Genomic DNA, 18,526 nt, shown 5'->3' on the forward strand with positions numbered 1-18,526 from the left:
ACTCCTGGGGTTATGGCATATTCAAAAAAAATATTGAAATCTCAGCGGCTTCAAAAAAAAGCTGCTTATATCCTCATAATTTAAAATTTCACGATGCTCACGGTAACCTTTGCAAATACAGTAATTACAAGCCTTTCATAGTGCTGTGAGAATCCGATAAAAAAAAATTTTACGCCGTAACCACAGGAGCAAAAAAAATTTTCAATTCTCAGCGCACTCAAAAATCATTTTTAGTCGGTTATTAACAACATAAAAACACTGGGAAAAATGTGAGCGTAGTTTATCCGGTAAGAAGGAAGGTCTGTAAGCAAAAAATCGATTCTCAGACCACTCATAACGCGCTGAGAATTAAACAATTCGAGTATAAACAGGGAGGCCCTGAGGATATGGCATCCTCAGGGCCTTTAAGGTGGTGAATAATTTTAATTATATAAAATTATTATTCAAATAAAATTGTAAATCAGTAAGTTATATTAAAGCCCAGCATGCGCACTAATTTCAAGCATGCGCTCAATCGGCTTTTTAGCGGCTATCCGCAGACTTTCTTCCATCGTAATTTCCGGCTGTTCGTATTCCATACACAGATAAAGCTTTTCCAGCGTATTCAGTTTCATGTGCGGACAGTCGTTACACGCACATGCATTATTGGGCGGTGCGGGAATAAAAGTTTTTGCGGGATTGTCTTTCTGCATCTGGTGCAGGATACCAGTTTCGGTTACTACAATAAATTCCTGTGCGTCATCTTTGGTGCTGAACTTTAACAAGGCAGTGGTGGAACCAATAAAATCCGCAATAGCGAGCACCGCCGGTTCACATTCCGGATGTGCAATCACCTTCGCCTTCGGATGACGCATTTTTAGCCTGGTGATCTTCTCCAGAGAGAAAATTTCGTGTACCATGCATGCTCCGTTCCACAAAACCATGTCTCTACCCGTTTTTTTGATCAAATAAGCCCCTAAATTCCGGTCGGGGGCAAAAATGATCGGCTGATCCTTGGGAACGCTTTCGATGATTTTCTCTGCGTTTGAGGAGGTACAGATGATATCGCTGAGCGCCTTGATACCCGCAGAACAGTTAATGTAGGAAATAACGATGTGGTCAGGATACTTATCCCGGAACTTTTTGAACAGTTCCGGCGGTGCACTGTCAGCCAGCGAACACCCTGCTTTCAGATCCGGCAGCAGCACTTTTTTCTGCGGGCTCAGAATTTTTGCGGTTTCCGCCATAAAATGCACGCCGGCGAAAACGATAATATCCGCATCCGTTTTTGCCGCCTGCTGGCTAAGCCCCAGACTGTCTCCGATATAGTCCGCCACATCCTGGATATCCGGCTCCTGGTAATAGTGTGCGAGAACAATGGCGTTTTTCTCTTTTTTCAGATTTTCTATCGCTGCAAATAAATCCAAAGCCGGATCAACCGATATATCCAAAAATCCGTTGTGTTGCAAATTTTTTTTCGCGACAGCGATTTCCGTAGTCATAGCTATATACTTATTTAAATATTTAAAAAGAAAAGCCCACTACTATTAGGGCTGTGAATATGTGGAAATTAATTTTCCAGCGCTGATACAAATGTAGTTGTTATTCCTTTTTTATACGCTTTCCACATCTAATTAACATGCTCTTTCCGCGCCAATACTGGCTTTTTACTATTTCATCCACATACGTGGATATCGTAGTGAGTGAAAATCTTTTTCACCCTTCCTATATTAGGAAATTGTTAAAAGAACATGTTAACAACCCGGTTTTGTGGATTAGAAATTTTAAGGTGAACTTTAACGACAATAACAAAATTAGTTTTACCTCCTCCCTAAGGCATGTTTTCCCACCTTATTTTCACTTTTACAGGGGTTTTTACACATCAATTGTGGAAAAAAAGCGCGCGGAGGTCTGTCAAGGTCAAAATGAGGGTGCACCGAAAATAGCAGCTTTTTATTCACAATTTCATGTGAATAGAGAAAAACAGCTTTTTCACATTTGTGTATAAACTACAAATAATAATTATTTTATATTTTCGGGAGAACAGCAGCAATAACGGGCGTTTGAAAACCCTAAAGCATTGAAAAAAGGGGATGCGTGAAATATTGTCTTCTGTGGAAAACCTGTGAATGACAGGTGAACCACGAAAGTGTTAGTAACAGCTGAAACCCTTTACTGTACTAGGTTTCAGGGTAAAAAATACTCTTTTGCAGTTACAGTTATTTTATTCTATTTTTGCTATCCTTAAAAATGTAGACTATATAATATATGTCAGTAATTCAGAAAATCAGGGACAAATACGCCGTTGTGATCGTAGTAGTGATTTGCCTGGCTATTGTTAGTTTCCTGTTACAGGATGCCTTTTTTGGCAAAAGTTCTCTTGCCCGGCGCTCAACCAGTGTGGGTAAAGTAAATGGAGAAGAGCTGGATATCACAGATTACCAGCGCCGTATTCAGGATGCCGAAGCAGGCGCCCGTCAGCAAATGCCGAATGGCAATATTGACGAACAAACACGTCAGTATATCCGCGAGCAGGTTTGGAACCAGTTTCTGAGTGAACAAATCTTACAGGGACAGTATAAAAAACTGGGTATTGCTGTAACAGAAGCAGAAATTGTTGATCAGATCAGAGGTAAAAACCCGAATCCGATCGTAGTACAGCAGTTTACCCGCGATGGTCAGTTTGACCGTGCAGCCCTGCAGCAGACTATTGCACAGGCCAGCTCCAACCCCCAGATCCGTCAGGCGCTGGAACAGCTGGAAAGCTACATTGGTAAAACCCAGGAGCAGGTAAAATATACTACCCTGATTAAACAAGGTATATATTATCCTAAATGGCTGGCAAAACAACAGCAGGAAGATAACAGCAAAACTGCTACCATCTCTTATGTAAGCGTTCCCTACGCTTCTATTGCCGACTCCACTATTAAGGTAACAGATGCTGAATTGAACCGCTTCATTGCCGATCATAAGCAACTGTTTAAAGTAGAAGAATCCCGCAAGGTGGAATATATCTCTTTTGATGCTGTTCCTTCTGCGCAGGACTCCGCTGCTGCCATCCAGCAAATCCTGGCTCTTAAATCCGAGCTGGATACCACCCATGATGTTGCCGGCTTTATTAACCGTAACTCCGACATCAAATTCTATGATGGTTATTTCTCCAAGAATGCTGCACAGATGCCACAGAAGGATTCTATTGTGAATATGCCTGTGGGTGGAGTATTCGGGCCATATTATGATAACAACCTCATCGTGTTTGCGAAAATGGTTGATCGTAAAACAATGCCGGACAGCGTTAAGGTGCGTCACATCCTCGTTGCTTCCGGTGCGCAGGGCGGTTTGCCTGATTCTGCCGCTAAAAAACGTGCTGACAGCATTGAAGTAGCGGTGAGAAATGGCGCTGACTTTAAAGCCCTGGTTGAAAAGTATACAGATGATGCCGGCAGTAAAGCTACCGGTGGTGAATATGAAATCACTCCTTCTTCTTCCTTTGTTCCTGAATTTAAAGATTTTGCCTTTGAAGGTTCAAAAGGACAGATCAAAACTGTTAAAACACAATTTGGTTACCATGTAATGGAAATCATGGAGCAGAAAAACATTGGCCCTGCTGTAAAAGTGGCTTACCTCGGTAAATCAGTGGAAGCGAGCAAGGAAACCAATAACAACGCTTACGGCGCTGCCAGCGATTTCGCCAGCAAGAGCCGTACTGCTGCTGCCTTTGAAAAAAATATCCAGCAGGGTAAACTGAACAAGAAAATTGCTGACAATGTACGTCCTATGGACTTCGTTATTCCTGGTATAGGCCAGTCCCGCGACCTGGTTCGTTGGGCTTACGATGCGAAAAAAGGCGATGTGAGCAATGTGTTTACTTTCGATGATAAATATGTAGTAGCTGTTTTAACCAGCGTTCGCGCTGAGGGTACTGCTCCGCTGGATGATGTTCGTCCGCAGGTAGAAGCTGAAGTTAAAAAGCATAAGAAAGCAGAACAGATCATGGCCAAACTGCAAACGCCGGCCAGCCTGGATGCCGCAGCAAAAGCTACCAACCAGCCTGTGTTGAAAGCAGAAGGTGTTAGCTTCGGTACTCCTTTCATCGCTTCCCTGGGCTTTGAGCCACGTGTAGCTGGTGCTGCTTTCAATAAAGCATGGGGTACAGCAAAAGTTTCTGCTCCGATCGAAGGAACCGGTGGTGTTTATGTTATCAAAACTGACAGCTACGAGCCTTCTGCTCAGCCTGCTCAGGACATTGCAGCACAACAGGCTACTTACGAACAGGGTATCAAATCCATGCTGGACCAGCAACTGTTTGAAGTGCTGAAAAAGAAGAGCAGCGTGAAAGATAGCCGCGGTAAATTCTTCTAAACAAATACATTTTTACTGACATAAGGCAAAGAGGGACGCTTACAGGCGTCCCTCTTTGCGTTTATAGTCCCCGCATTATTCCTGACATCATTATTCGTAAATTTGCAGGAATAAACCAGGATACAATGGACGAAATCATAAATAAAGTAGCGCAAAGTGGTTTGGAAACCATCGATTTAGAGAATTTTTATCCCCAGGGAGAAATAGTAGAATTTGACCTGAAGGAACATCTCTTTATGGGTATGATCCTGAAAGAAAAGGATTTCCGTACAGCCATGCAGTCGCATGACTGGGAGCAGTACCGTGGAAAGAATGTGGGATTGGTGTGTACGGCAGATGCGATTGTGCCGTTATGGGCTTACATGCTGATTACAACCTACCTGGAACCGGTGGCAGCCTATGTTGCTTTCGGAGACACCGATTTTATATATAGAACACTATATCTGAAGAATCTATCTCAGATAGATGTGAATTCGCTCGTTGATAAAAGAATAGTTATCAAGGGATGTGGGGATAAACGTGTGGGTGAAGTGGCTTATACAGAAATAACCCGCCTGCTGCGCCCGGTGGTGAAAAGTATTATGTACGGCGAGCCATGCTCTACAGTACCGGTATATAAGAAGAAAAGCTAAAACCATCCCCGCTTCCGGAAGATGAGTATCATGATTATAAGCAGGATACCCATTCCGCCCAGCGTATAGAAATACCCGTTTTTAGCAGTCAGTTCCGGCATATTATGAAAGTTCATGCCGTAGATACCGGCAATTAGTGTCAGTGGCGCCATGAGCGTAGTTACCACTGCCAGTACCTTCATGATCTCATTCATCTTGAGATTCAGCTGTGTGTGGTACATTTCCTGCACGTTAAGGATCATATCCCGGTAGTTGTCCGCCAGGTCGTTACACTGAATGATGTGGTCATACACATCTTTATAATACTTGGTGACTTTATCTTCCAGCAGATCGCTCTCGCTTTTCAGGAACCCGTTCATCAGTTCCCGCACAGGAGAGATAGCACGTTTATACAGGAAGACCTGTCTGCGCAGGAAGTTAATACGCGCCAGAGTTCTTGTATTGGGATAATGCTGTACGGCATCTTCCATTAATTCAATTCTTTCTCCCAGTTTATCCAGCACTACGAAATAGCTGTCAACAATTACATCCAGCAGGGAGTAACACAGGAAATCCATACTGCCGTTGCGGATACGGGAGCCTGGTAACATAAGTTTGTCCCTGATCGGATCAAATACATCTCTGGTAGGGTCTTCCTGGAAAGAGATAACGAAGTTTGCACCAACAACAATGCTGACCTGCTCCTGGTCTATAGTGGAAGCATCACTGTTGAAATAAAGCATGGGCAGCAGGCAGAACAGCCTTTCTCCTATCTCATCCATTTTGGCGCGTTGTCCAAGACTCAGAATATCTTCTTCAATGAGGGGGTGAATAGCAAAATGTTCACAGACAGCGTGTACATCTTCCTTGCGCAGACCGTCAATGTTGATCCAGCTTTTGTGAGAAGATTCCAGGTAAGGAAATACATCGCTGAGAGACTGCAGCACTTTTTCCGTACAGGCGTTACTGTTATAGTCGAAAACAGTGATTTTGCTGGCTTGCGCCGGTTCCCGGGAAGCTACTCCCGTAACCGGGTTGAAGTTCATGATCCGTTGTTTCTTTACTTTGAAAGGGTTCAAAGCATCCAGTACATTGGGTATCGGCAGTATTTTATTAACAGTTTTGCGCATAATCAGGAGTGCTGAGCCAAAGATTTCCAGACCGAATTTAATTCAAAATCGGCATCGGGAAGCGGAGAATAAATACGCTACTTAAGTCCTATGGGGTATATAGGGATTTGGATAGCTCCCAGATTATCTCTTTTTGTGGATAACGAGGTATAATAGCTGAAAAAGAACAGTGGCGGGCCGTATCAGCTGAAAAGCAGGCCGGTAGCACAAAGAGCCGCAAAGTGTCTGAAAATATATACGCTACTTATGTCCTATGGGGTATATAGACATATAAAACAAAAAAATCCCCGGAAACATTTGTCCCGGGGAAAGCATAAACAGCCTGCAGCTGGTATCAGAATTTAGGAAGATTAATCTCCGGATGCCTGCCGGTAGCAGGGCGTTCAAACATATCGCCGTAGGCAGCATTGGCAGGCTTGAATCCGCTGTTCCACAGGTAGAACCAGCCATTTTCAGCACCGCCGCCAAAATCAATGCGGTCTTTCGCCTTCGCGGTGGCATCATTGGTGAATTTCGCCTTTGTCAGCTCTATCCATTCGCCGGTATTGGTTTTAATCCAGTGATTACCGAAATAGCCCTTTCTGCCCAGGTGGCCGTTTTCAAAGGAAAAATTTTCCAGGAATGAGTACAGGTGCCCCATATATTTACCGTCTTTCGGCGCCCGGAAGCTGGCGATCAGCTTCCACTCGTGGTGTTCAGGGACGTAGAAATAAGCAGTATACGTGGTAGTAGTGCCTTCGGGAACGCTGTGCATCAGGAACTGATAGGTTTCGCCGGCTTTCCAGTTATACACCCAATGGCTGTGGCCTCCGGTACCCTCGCCGCCGAACCCGCTGGCATCAACACTATCGCCTTTGGCCAGCAGCACCACCTGGTCTTCATACTTTACAAGGCTGCGTTTATCAGGTTCGCTGCCTGCATCCCAGACGGAGAAAATGATTCTTCTTTCCGTCGGAGAGTTTACCTGCATACCAAAATATCCGCGATGGAAGCCGCAGGACATAAAATAGGTACCCAGTTTATCTTCTCCTGCCGGCACTTTTATTTCCCCGTAAAACCATTCTGCATTTTTACCTTCCGGAACGGGATAGCCCAGATGTACGGAGGCAGCGCGGCGCCAGGGTTTGGGGTTGAATTGAATGTCCTTTGCGGCAACACCTTCCAGCGTTACTCCTTTTACATCAGCATAAACGCGTCCGGCTTTTTCAATACCCTTTAAGGTAACCACATAAAAGCCCGGCTTTTTGATCTGGGTTTGCAATACAGTAAGCTGCGTGTAGTCGTTGCTGTTGGGAACCGCTATTACTTTTTCTGTACCGTTTAGGGCAACTGAAATTTTACTTCCGGCGTCAGACCGGGCTTCCAGCCCTACTTTCAGCTTACCCGGCGTAGCCACATGAAAATAAAAATTGACGGTGTTGCTGTTATTGGTCCAGTCCACTACCCCATTGCGGTAATTGATATCCACCTCCTTTTCTTCCGGGTCAGCATAGGCCGTGAAACCGGGAAGCGATACCTGCGGAGCCTGTGCATACGTGCTGCCCGCTGCCAGGCACATAGCCAGCAGGGCCGTAAATAAAGTATTGTTTTTCATTGTTCAGGAATTAATAGCAGCAAATAAAGCAGCATCGGAGGCCAAATGCAATTTCATCTTCAAAAAATTACAATGGAATGAGATAGCATACAGCCGATGAATATATCAACGCAGTGAGGTAATAATTATACATACCCGGCAGTAACAGCTACTGCCAGTGACCTGTTCCGGCAAAGGAATTGTTTTTGTGAGAATACTTTAGGAAAACACCCGCTGCTGCTGTGTTTGCGAACACAGCAGCAGCATAAAAAATTTTTAACCAAACAAAACAATCATTTTATGGGAACTCAATTGCAAAACAAAAAGGTGGCTATCCTGGTGGCCAACGGATTTGAAGAAATAGAACTGACACAACCACTGGAGGCATTGAAAAATGCCGGAGCACAGGCCTACATCATATCGCCTGAGAAGGATAAGGTAAGAGCATGGTCTGAGAAAGACTGGGGAAAAGATTATCCGGTAGATAAAACCCTGACGGCTGCGGAGGCGCAAAACTACGATGCGCTGGTATTGCCGGGCGGTGTGCTCAATCCGGATCAGCTGCGAATTATTCCTGAAGCGGTAGCATTCGTCAGCCATTTTATTGAAGCTGGTAAACCCGTGGCAGCCATCTGCCATGGTCCCTGGACATTGATTGAAACAGGGGAACTGAAGGGCAGAAAAATGACCTCTTATCCTTCCCTGAAAACAGACCTGGAAAATGCCGGTGCGGAATGGTCCGACGAACAGGTGGTAACAGATAACGGACTCGTTACCAGCCGTACTCCCAGCGACCTGCCGGCTTTCTGTAAAAAGATGATAGAAGAAATTGCCGAAGGCGAACACACGGTGAATGAGAAGGGCGGCTTCTATGGACTCGGCTGAGAATTTAGAGATTTTGTAATTTCTTGATTTTGTAATTTAAAAATGCAGCGAAGAAGATGGTGCTTTTCGCTGCATTTTTAAATTACAAAATCAAGAAATTACAAAATCCCTACATCTTATTTTGGTTTTTTATACCTGATTTCCACATTGGCTACGCCGGTGTTAATCATTCCCAGCCGGGATGCGGCTTTGCGGGAGAGGTCGATGATGCGGCCGCCGGCAAACGGGCCGCGGTCGTTGATACGCACTTTTACGCTTTTGCCATTAGATATATTGGTTACCCTTACTTTGGTACCAAAGGGCAGGGAACGATGTGCCGCAGTCAGTTTACGCTGACGGAAAATCTCCCCGTTAGCAGTTTTTCTTCCGTTGAAAGTATCTGCATAGTAAGACGCCTTACCTGTTTGCGTCACCTTAGGACTGCAGGCAGAAAAGCCTGTCAGGAATGCTATCGGGAGCGCCAGGCGCCGGAAGGACGGGGAGAACATCATAGTGGCCGCAGTTTAGACATAAATGTAAAAATATTTACTGATGGTTTTTCATGCAAACATCTTCCTGAACAATGTATAGCGGGAGGTGTTTTTATTATTCATTCATCTGCATAAAAATAAAAAATATGGGAAAAACTGTTGCAGAACAAACAGTAGAAATGCTGGTGCAGGCAGGCATTAAAAGGATTTATGCCGTTACCGGCGACAGTCTGAATCATGTGAATGATGCCGTGCGCCGTGATGGCCGTATTCAATGGATCCATGTGCGCCACGAAGAAGTTGCCGCCTATGCAGCAGGTGCGGAAGCACAGCTGAACGGACTGGCCTGTTGTGCCGGCAGCAGCGGCCCGGGACATGTGCACCTGATAAACGGATTGTATGACGCTCATCGTTCAGGCGCTCCCGTAATAGCTATTGCATCCACCTGTGCTACAGAGGAATTTGGCAGCGGCTATTTCCAGGAAACCAATACCATCAAACTGTTTGACGACTGCAGCTGCTATAATCAGGTAGCAGCCACCCCTGCGCAGGCGCCCAGGATGTTGCAGGCCGCTTTGCAACATGCGGTGCATAAAAAAGGGGTGGCTGTGCTTGGGCTGCCGGGAGATGTAGCCGCCGCAGATGCAGCTGATACTACCACCTCCCTCAGGTTGTATCACCCGCAGCCGGTCATCCGGCCATCTGAGGAAGAGTTGCAGCAGCTGGCCGTCCTGTTGAATGATGCCGGTAAAGTAGTCATCTACTGTGGTATCGGGGCCAGTGAAGCGCACGATGAAGTGGTGACGCTGGCTGCCAGGCTGCAGGCGCCGGTAGCGTACTCCTTCCGCGCCAAAATGGGCATACAGCATCACAATCCCAATGAAGTAGGTATGACCGGCCTGCTGGGGTTGGCATCTGCCTACAAAAGTATGCATGAAGCAGACCTGTTACTGTTGCTGGGCACCGATTTTCCCTACACTCCCTTTATGCCGGAAAAAACGAAGATTGTTCAGATAGATATTCAACCGGAAAGACTCGGACGCAGAGCCAACCTGGAAATGGGCCTCTGTGGCGATATTCAGCCAAGTATAAAAGCCTTGCTACCACTGGTGCAACAGAAAGAGGATAATAGTTTTCTGAAAGCCATGCTGGAATTTTATAAAGAAGTGCAGCAACGATTACAGGTATACGTAGAAGATAAAGGTAAGGAAGACGCAATCAGCCCGGAGTATGTGGCGGATGTCATAGATAAGCTGGCAGCAACGGATGCGATCTTTTCTGTAGATACCGGAATGACCAATGTATGGACAGCCCGCTACCTCCATGCCACCGGAAAACGTGTACTGCTGGGGTCTTTCAATCACGGCTCCATGGCTAATGCCATGCCGCAGGCGATTGGCGCTGCGCTGGCGCAGCCCGGCCGGGAAGTTTATGCCCTTTGCGGCGATGGCGGCCTGACAATGCTGCTGGGCGATCTGATGACGATTGTACAGTATAAACTGCCCGTCAAGGTAATTGTTTTTAATAACCGCGCACTGGGTATGGTAAAGCTGGAGATGGAAGTGGCAGGGCTCCCCGACTGGCAGACAGATATGCTCAATCCTGATTTCGCGGCGGTGGCGGTAGCTATGGGATTTACTGCCTACACCATCCGCAACCCGGATGAAACCGAAGCAATCATGACAAAGGTGCGGGATGCCCAAGGCCCGGTACTGGTCAACATTTTCACAAACCCCAGCTCCCTGGCCATGCCGCCAAAAGTAGAATTCAGCCAGGTGAAAGGATTTGCTCTATGGATGGGTAAACTCATTCTCGGAGGCCGCTACGATGAAGTATTTGACGCAGTGAAATCCAACTACAAACACATACTCGGATAATTTCTATTTTATTATTTAATTATTTGAGATTTGGTCATTTGAAATGCAGCGAAGATCTTAGCATATCGCTTATATCTTCGCTGCATTTCAAATGACCAAATCTCAAATAATTAAATAAATAAAATATTAGAAGGGGTAGCCGATAGCAATATTCAGAATAAGGTTTTTCTTGCGCCAGTCGGGATCTCCGAAGTTAATTTTATTGATGACCCATCTTTCGCCCGGAGCGAGGTAGGGAATACGCAAGGGAGTAGCCACATCAAAGCGGACTACCACAATAGAGGCATCTATACGTAAGCCGATACCTGCGCCCACAGCTATTTCCTGGTAGAAGGTATTGAATTTAAACTGGCTGCCGGGTTTCTCCTTAATCTCTTTCTGCAGCCAGATATTACCGGCATCCACAAAGGCAGCAAAATTGAATACGCTGGCCAGGTGTATACGTACTTCAGAGTTGAATTCCAGTTTAATATCGCCGGCTTCGTTGGCCAGTAACGCGGTGGTATCGGACTTCGGGTTATGATACGAACCGGGGCCCAGTGTTCTGGCCCTGAAAGCCCTGATACTGCTGCTACCGCCCGTGAAAAACTGCTTCACAAAAGGCAGCGTGGAAGAATTGCCATACGGTAAACCATAACCCAGGTACAGGCGGTTGATCCATTGCTTCCCTTTCCCTAAAGTCCAGTAGTGGCGGCCTTCCAGGCTTAAACGCTCGTATTGCGCAAATGGATTATTGAGGATGTTTTTTGTAGAGTCGCCTTTCTTAATCAGCAATCCGGCAAGGTTTCCGGAAACATCCACATTGCCGCTCAGGTAAAAGCTATGAATGCGGTTGGCTGCCTGATTGTTGAATGTAATAGTATAGTTGCTTCCCAGGATGAATTGCTTTTCTATGGCCGCGCGCTGGCTGGGATCATTTTTCAGAATACTGTCGTAGGCATCCGTTGTTTTGGTTGGCAGTACATACGTTACAGCAATAGGCGCCAGGGCATGGTTTACATATGCGTTCTTCTGCCACAGGTACTGCAGCTGCAGCGTGTAGGCATTCAGGTTATACATGGCCTGCCGGCTGTACAACTCGTAAGATGCGCTCATCCTGGTACGCGGTACATATGAAGAGCGGATGTTGATACCTTTAATAGGCGTCAGGAAACGGGGAACAGTAACAGCTACTTCCGCGCCCAGGGAATAGGAATTGGTACCGCCGGCACTTTTATTACCGGTTTGCCATTCCATACCGCCTTTAAGGCCTATTTCCAGCAAGGTGGCAGAATGCAGCCAGTTACGGTTTTTAGCGGTAAGCCGGACTTCCGATCCTATGAAACCGTTGGACTTGGACGTGCCGCGTAATTCCGCCTGCAGCGAACGGCGTTTATAGGGGGTAAGATAGAATTTAGCATCGAGCCAGCCGCTGTCCAGCGATATTTTGTTATTTACCATGGCGCTGTAAGTACGCGCCAGCATGGTATCGCGGCGATAGGTACTGTCCTGCGCCCTGCCGAGGCGAACTACGGATGTATCCCGGTAAGCAGGAGCATTGGCCGACCCGCCAACGATGTTATGTCTGGATGTGTCACGAATAGGCCGGAATGAACCCTTTACAAACTTGAATACGCCTAAATTAATCAGTCGCTGCAGTGTAATATTATGAGAGCTGAGGCGATAAAGACTATCCGGCTTCAGGAACACGGAACGCTCAAAAACGATAGGCTTGAAACGCCTGGCAGAATCTACAATATACATACCCTTGTAATGCACCGGGGTGCCCATGGTAGAGAGAGAATCATTCTCCAGGGAATAGTCCGGGAACAGGGAGATGTCATGCATTCTGTACGGGCGCAATGCCAGCATCGGGGTGTTATCTTTTATCTTCACAAACAGATCAACGGTACCCTGGTTGGTGCTGTCTACCTGTACGAGCAGATAGTCCGGTGTGAAGTAGTAATATCCCTGTTCTTTCAGCTGCGCGTGTATACGTTCCCGTTCGGCCTTTACAGAATCCAGCGAATACGGTTTGCCAACAATGAGCGAGCTTTCCCCGTAGGTGCCTGTTACTGTTTTGCCGATAGCGCTGCTGTCTGTCAGATAGGTAACGCTTTTGATAGTATAACGATGATTAGGTGTAGCATCATAGGCGATAGCCGCTTTTTTCTTCCCGGAATTTTTTACGGAAGAAGTAACGCCAGCCTGGAAATAGCCATTATCTACCAGGTATTCTTTCAGTACGGTGCCGGTATAATCCGGTTTGGCCTGGCTCAGTAATACGGGTGCTTCTCCCCACTTTCTGCGTAACAGGTAGTTCAGTCCTTTGCCTTTGGGTTCATTGCCCAGGTTGTACAACCATAACTTAATGGGCATGCCCAGAAATTTCCGGTTGGGGGTAGGACGGATTCTTTTCTTCAGTCCTTCCGTGAGTGTGCTGTAATCCTTCGGTTTTTTACCGGTCCACTTTACGGAGCTGCCGGTATAGAGGCGGTCTCCTTCAGGCACCGACCGGGTGGTGCTGCAGGAGCTGATGCCCAGGAAGCCCAGGCATAAAATGATACAACAGATTATATGGCTATTTCTCGTCTGCATGCTCGTTGTCGGTCTTGTTTTGGGAGCGTTTCTTTTTAGCTGGTTTATCGCTTTTGGATCGCTGCAGGATTTCCCTGAAATCATCATAATCCATCACCAGCATAAATGCTACGCCGGTTTCTACAAACTGGCCCTGGATAACGGTCTGATTCTCGTTATGCTGGTAAACGCGGATGCGGTAGCGTCCATCGCGGCTCAGTTTATATTCTATGGAGATGTCACCGATCAGTGAGCTGGCATTTTGCTGATTACCGGATAACACAATATTGGAACCAACGGAAACGGTTAAACGATCATTGAACAGATTTTTAGAGGCGCCGATGTTCAGGTCTGTTCTTTCCTGGGCAGTTCCGGAAGAATAGTCTTCCTTGCTCTGCAGGTCAAAATTAAGATCCACCCCTTTGATGAGGTTACCGGCGAGGTTGTTCAGCTGTTGGGATAATATTTTACTTACGCTGTTGCGCGCTGCCTGTCCTACCCCACCGCCGGTATTATCCAATGTGCTCATCGGATCATCGGGGATAAAGGTATTCAGCACCAGCAGTCCCATTACCTGTTTATTCAGTTCGGAAGGCACCTGGTTAATCTGCTTGATGCGGTTATAAGGCGCTCCGCTGAAGGCGTTGCGTTCCTTCTCCGGCATATCCAGCCGGAAGGTAATTTCCGGCTTCAGCAGGCTGCCCTTGATCATGAGGTATACATCAAAAGGAATGCGTTGTTTGTAGGTATTTCTTTCCTGTGTAGATTTACTGGCTATCTGATCCTGTATGAGATCTGCCACCGGCGCGTTGACGGTGTATTTGGCGGTTATATCAAGATCCGCGCTCATGGCGTCGCCGTTGAAAGAGATGAAACTGCCTTTCTGAATATCGAAAGACCGTTTGATGAGCTGGTTCAATGACATCTCATATTTACCTTCCGAAATTTCGTAGCGGCCGGTTAAACTGAGTTTGCTGCTGGGATCCAGTGTAGCGTTGATATTGGCGGTTCCTTTGGCCTGTACATAATCACCGTTTTGTTTATCGATGATAATCTTCAGTATTGATTCCGGCGTTATTTCCATGTTACCGGAGAAGAACATACCTTTCAGTCGTGGGTTACTGTAGCGGAGGCTGTCCAGCTTTGCTTTGAGTGTGGTATCTACCGGTCTGGATTTGTCAATGAATTCCACTACGCCTTCCCTGTCTGCCAGTCCTGGTTCTTCCTGCGGGAGCATAACGGTTACGCTGGACTTATCCCGCAGTTTAACAGATGCGTCTATTCTTGGCAGGTCCATGGTACCGCGGAGTTTCACTTTACTGTCGATGAAAGCAGGTCCATAGATCCACTGATCCTGGTTTTGCTGTTTTCCCAGCGCCATGAAATTATCGGCGGTAATATCCAGGTTGAAGGAGTATTTTTTGAAATCGGTGGTATTGATACGGCCGTTAACCATCAGGTCATTATTCAGACTGTCGGCGATGGTAAAGTTCCTGAACAGTATACCGTTTTCATCTATCTGGATGGTTTCATCCGGCAGGTGCATGGTGCTACCGATGAAAGTAATCATGCCGCCGGCATTTTTGAAGTTAAGGCTGCCCAGTACCTTAGGATCGCTGAGCGTACCGGAAATATCCATACGGCCGTTGGCGTTGCCGTACATTCTGGCTACCTGACCCATGGTGAAAGGCTCCAGGGTAGCCATATTCAGCTTGCTGATATTTACCTGCGCACTAATAGTGCTATCATAGGTTCCTTCAATGCTTACGTCATTATCATTACCTACCAGGCCGGCGCTGAGTTTGTATTGCCCCGGCTGTTCATTATCCACAGCGGCGTTGAGTGTGCCCATGCGGGTGTTTTTTACAGAGAGGCTGTCTACTTTCAGCAGGGCATGTACCATCGGTGTTTTGGCCCAGTTGCGCACTACCGCGTTGGCATTTAATACGCCGTTGGCCAGCAGTGTGTCCGTAGCCAGCAGGCCTGTGATAGTGGAAATATTGAAATCCGTGATTGTAACAGCCAACGCCGGCGTGGTGCTGGAATCGGCCTGGGTGCTGACTTGTATGGATTGTTTGCCCTGGGACAGTTTGATATTTGCGGTATCCGGGTTGCCATTTTTCAGCCGCAGGATATTATTTTCTCCTACTGTCCACATTTCCCGGTTCAGCATCAGGTCTGGTTTCAGGGAGAGCTGCATCATATTATCCGGCAGGAAGGTGAAAAGGCCGCCCAGTTTATATTTAGGCTTATTCCTGACATCATCCAGCAGCAGATCGAAATTCACCGCGCCGGTGTTGGCGTGTGCCGTAAGGAAAGTATGAAACAGCGGGAACGTAGGATGATGCATCCTGGTGAGCGATATATCTGTTTGCAGGGATGTATCGAGGATGTGTGCAGACAGGGTAAGACTGTCTACCTGCAGGGAGTCGTAGTTGACTTTAGGCAGACTCGCGTCTACTATCAGCAAACTGCTGTCGCTGTTGAGGCGGCCGGTCATGGTGAGCGGCACTTCCATGCGAAGGGCCGGTAGTAATGGCTGCAGGCTTTGCGGCCATTGCAGGGAAGCCATCCACTGGAGGTACTGCCCTTGCGGAATGGTTACAATACGGCCGGAATCTGCCGGGAGCAATGGTTTCATCAGTATGTGGCTGAAAGCATTGCCTACTTTGGTATAATCAATATGTCCGTTTGCATGGATGACTCCGAACGGGCTTTTAAGCGCCAGGTATTGCTGGTCGGTGTATTGGGCTGTCAGTGAGATACTGTCCAGCGGGAACACCTGTCCTTTGGTATCAATTTCCCAGTTGGAGAGGAAGGCGCTGCCGTCCAGACGTGTAGGCTCCAGGCTGCTGAAGTCTGCCGTGAGATTGCCTTTCAGCGTAAGCGGCTCAGTATACCAGTGCGTAGTGTAGAGATCAGCCCTGGCTATTTCCATATTTACCTTCAGATCCTGAATAGTAGTATCTATCAGCCTGCCGGCAATATCGAAAGTGGTATTAATGCTGCTGTCGGTGCTTTCGCCGCGGGCGAGGAAATTGCCTTTGCTGATGCCGGCATCTGCGGAGATGCCCCTGTACGTATAGCCGTTATAGGTAGCTTCGCTGAGATGGGCAGCTGCTTTGGCATTCATGTGTTTCAGCGTATAACCCTGACCGGTGGCGGTGAGGCGGCCGCTTACCCAGCCGATGGTAGTATCGTACAGCATTACGCCGGGGTGTACCCGGAAGTAGGGTATGTTCACATCATAAACAGCCCGAATGCTGTCTGTGATGTCAGTAAGTTTTGCGTTAACGGTGGCATTGGCGTAGTCGCTTTTTAGCTGCAGCTGTGTCAGCATATTTTTCATACCACCTTTGAACATACCGGTAATCACCATGTGTTGCGGCAGACGCGGGGTATCCGGCAAGGTATGTGGTGGCAGCCAGGAACGCAGGGCGTTGTTGCCTGATTCGAGGTAGAGGTTGGGAAGGTCGGCATTCAGCTTGTCCATGTCTGTTACGTGTGCAACCTGTCCGTTTTCCGTTTTTATCAGATTCCCTTCGTGGTCATTGACATATAACTGTTTGATGTTCAGCATGCCCAGGTTACCTTTTAATATAGCCGCCAGCGTTAGCTGCTTCTTCCAGAGCGGATCGAAGGATTTGTTTTTGCGGGCGTTGGGTACAAAGGGCAGCCATTCAGCCAGGGCAACGTGAACAGAATCCAGGTTGGCATCCAGGCCCAGCTGATCCAGGTGGTCGGAGATGCCGGACCATGAGGGCACGGTAACGGCTATGCTTTTTCTGAAGATGCTTTTATTGGTTTGCAGCAGGAAGTTCTGCAGTACCAGACTATGCGGTGTAAATACCACGTTCATATTGGCCTTACGGATAGCGAAGCCGGACCAGTCGCGGGCGTTGAGTGATTTCACCCCTGCTGCAATGCTGTCTGGCTTATACCTGATATTGGAAATTCTGCTGTTGAAATTTGTGAGCAGCAGGTGGTTGTAATCCGGGTCGGGGCCGGCAGCTTTGGGTGCCGGCGATCCGTTGTCATAGCGGAGAGCCAGCCGTTCCAGGTTCACCTGTGTGGCAAATACCTGCCAGGTGTTGGGGGTAGTATCCGGTGGGGCGGGCGTAGTATCTTTTCCTGGTACCATGGCAACCAGGCCGGCAGTGTTACGGATGGTAATATCTCCTACCTGGATACGGGTAGAATCCTGGTCCATACTGGTATTGCTGACAGTCAGATCACCGATCTTCCAGGAGGTAGTGATACCGATACCATCGCTGCCATACAGGAAGGAGCTGTTTTTGATATGCAGCTTTTTCAGGAGCAGGTGGAATGCGGTAGCGCCGGTATCCGGCGGTGGTGGCGGCGGTGCGCCTTTTTCAGCAGGAATGTAATGTTGTTTAAAAAATCCTTTCAGTCCGCTGAGCGTAATACCACGGAAAGCATAGATGCCATCATTCACGAGGAGATCATCCGGATCCACATGAAGGGTGTCCCAGGTGAGTACAGCGTTCATACCACCAGGGTTGTCTATGAAACGGACTTTGGTATGCAGCAGCGATACGTCCTTAATTCTGAATTGCAGGGTGGTGCCCGTTTTCGGCGCCAGGGTATCCGGGGTGGCATCTTTGCTGCTGAAAGCATCTGCCGCAAACTGGTAGTTGTAGACAGTATCGCCGGGATGCCTGTAGATGTTTACCAGCAGGGAGTCCCAGACGAGTTTATTTATACGCAGTTCGTTATTGATTAACGAGAGCAGGTTGTAATGTACTTTAAGCGAGGAAGTGTAAAGCAGCGCCTGACGGGAGGTGTCGGCCACATATACATTCCGGAGTTCCAGGTATTGCCATCCCCTGGCGCGGAGGTAGCCTATCTGCACTTTGGTTTTTAATTTTTTCTGCAGATATATTTCTCCCTGTTGCCGGAGGTAATTCTGTACACCTTCGAGTTGAAATAATAAAACTGCCATTACGGGCAAAAGAAGCACCGCAATAATAATCCATAAAAGCCATCGCCACCAGGGGCGGCCGTGTTTTTCTTCGGTTTCTGCTGGTTCTGTCACTATGATTAATTGCTATAGTAATTTACT

General features: G+C 47.3%; 10 protein-coding genes. 4 read left to right on the forward strand and 6 right to left on the reverse strand.

Annotated features, from left to right (window positions below; translation table 11 throughout):
• Positions 1 to 473: 473 nt before the first annotated feature.
• A complete protein-coding gene (gene nadA, locus GWG06_RS06350) occupies positions 474 to 1,406 on the reverse strand; it encodes a quinolinate synthase NadA (RefSeq protein WP_235938176.1) in 933 nt (310 codons plus the stop codon).
• An 841-nt stretch (positions 1,407 to 2,247) separates the two neighbouring features.
• On the opposite strand from nadA, the gene GWG06_RS06355 reads away from it, so the two are divergent.
• Together GWG06_RS06355 and GWG06_RS06360 are read left to right on the forward strand one after the other, a co-directional pair.
• On the forward strand, positions 2,248 to 4,341 hold the full coding sequence (locus GWG06_RS06355; protein WP_160712091.1) for a peptidylprolyl isomerase: 2,094 nt from the start codon (positions 2,248 to 2,250) through the stop codon (positions 4,339 to 4,341).
• A 125-nt stretch (positions 4,342 to 4,466) separates the two neighbouring features.
• The gene (locus GWG06_RS06360) at positions 4,467 to 4,973 is read left to right on the forward strand and encodes a DUF2480 family protein (protein ID WP_127044068.1); all 507 of its coding nucleotides are present in this window, start codon (positions 4,467 to 4,469) and stop codon (positions 4,971 to 4,973) included.
• Here GWG06_RS06360 and corA read toward each other — a convergent pair.
• Together corA and GWG06_RS06370 are read right to left on the reverse strand one after the other, a co-directional pair.
• Positions 4,970 to 6,082 (reverse strand): magnesium/cobalt transporter CorA, encoded by a 1,113-nt coding sequence (corA, locus tag GWG06_RS06365; protein ID WP_127044069.1) that lies wholly within the window; start codon positions 6,080 to 6,082, stop codon positions 4,970 to 4,972. The two genes, GWG06_RS06360 and corA, sit on opposite strands and share 4 nt — an antisense overlap.
• Before the next feature lie 334 nt (positions 6,083 to 6,416).
• On the reverse strand, positions 6,417 to 7,676 hold the full coding sequence (locus tag GWG06_RS06370) for a DUF3472 domain-containing protein (protein ID WP_160712093.1): 1,260 nt from the start codon (positions 7,674 to 7,676) through the stop codon (positions 6,417 to 6,419).
• A 279-nt stretch (positions 7,677 to 7,955) separates the two neighbouring features.
• Here GWG06_RS06370 and GWG06_RS06375 point away from each other — a divergent pair, with 279 nt between their 5' ends.
• A complete protein-coding gene (locus tag GWG06_RS06375; RefSeq protein ID WP_160712095.1) occupies positions 7,956 to 8,540 on the forward strand; it encodes a type 1 glutamine amidotransferase domain-containing protein in 585 nt (194 codons plus the stop codon).
• A gap of 116 nt (positions 8,541 to 8,656) precedes the next feature.
• Here the strand turns inward: GWG06_RS06375 and GWG06_RS06380 are convergent, their stop codons facing one another.
• Positions 8,657 to 9,031 (reverse strand): septal ring lytic transglycosylase RlpA family protein, encoded by a 375-nt coding sequence (locus GWG06_RS06380; protein ID WP_127044072.1) that lies wholly within the window; start codon positions 9,029 to 9,031, stop codon positions 8,657 to 8,659.
• Positions 9,032 to 9,156: 125 nt separating this feature from the next.
• Here GWG06_RS06380 and GWG06_RS06385 point away from each other — a divergent pair, with 125 nt between their 5' ends.
• A complete protein-coding gene (locus GWG06_RS06385; protein WP_160712097.1) occupies positions 9,157 to 10,887 on the forward strand; it encodes a thiamine pyrophosphate-dependent enzyme in 1,731 nt (576 codons plus the stop codon).
• Between the two features lie 126 nt (positions 10,888 to 11,013).
• Here GWG06_RS06385 and tamL read toward each other — a convergent pair whose 3' ends face one another.
• Positions 11,014 to 13,464 (reverse strand): translocation and assembly module lipoprotein TamL, encoded by a 2,451-nt coding sequence (tamL, locus tag GWG06_RS06390; protein ID WP_160712099.1) that lies wholly within the window; start codon positions 13,462 to 13,464, stop codon positions 11,014 to 11,016.
• Entirely contained in the window at positions 13,448 to 18,406 is a 4,959-nt protein-coding gene (locus tag GWG06_RS06395; protein WP_160712101.1) for a translocation/assembly module TamB domain-containing protein, read from the reverse strand. The genes tamL and GWG06_RS06395 overlap by 17 nt, the downstream gene beginning before the upstream one ends.
• Between the last annotated feature and the right edge of the window lie 120 nt (positions 18,407 to 18,526).

This window comes from Chitinophaga solisilvae (genome assembly GCF_009928525.1).
Lineage (GTDB): Bacteria > Bacteroidota > Bacteroidia > Chitinophagales > Chitinophagaceae > Chitinophaga > Chitinophaga solisilvae.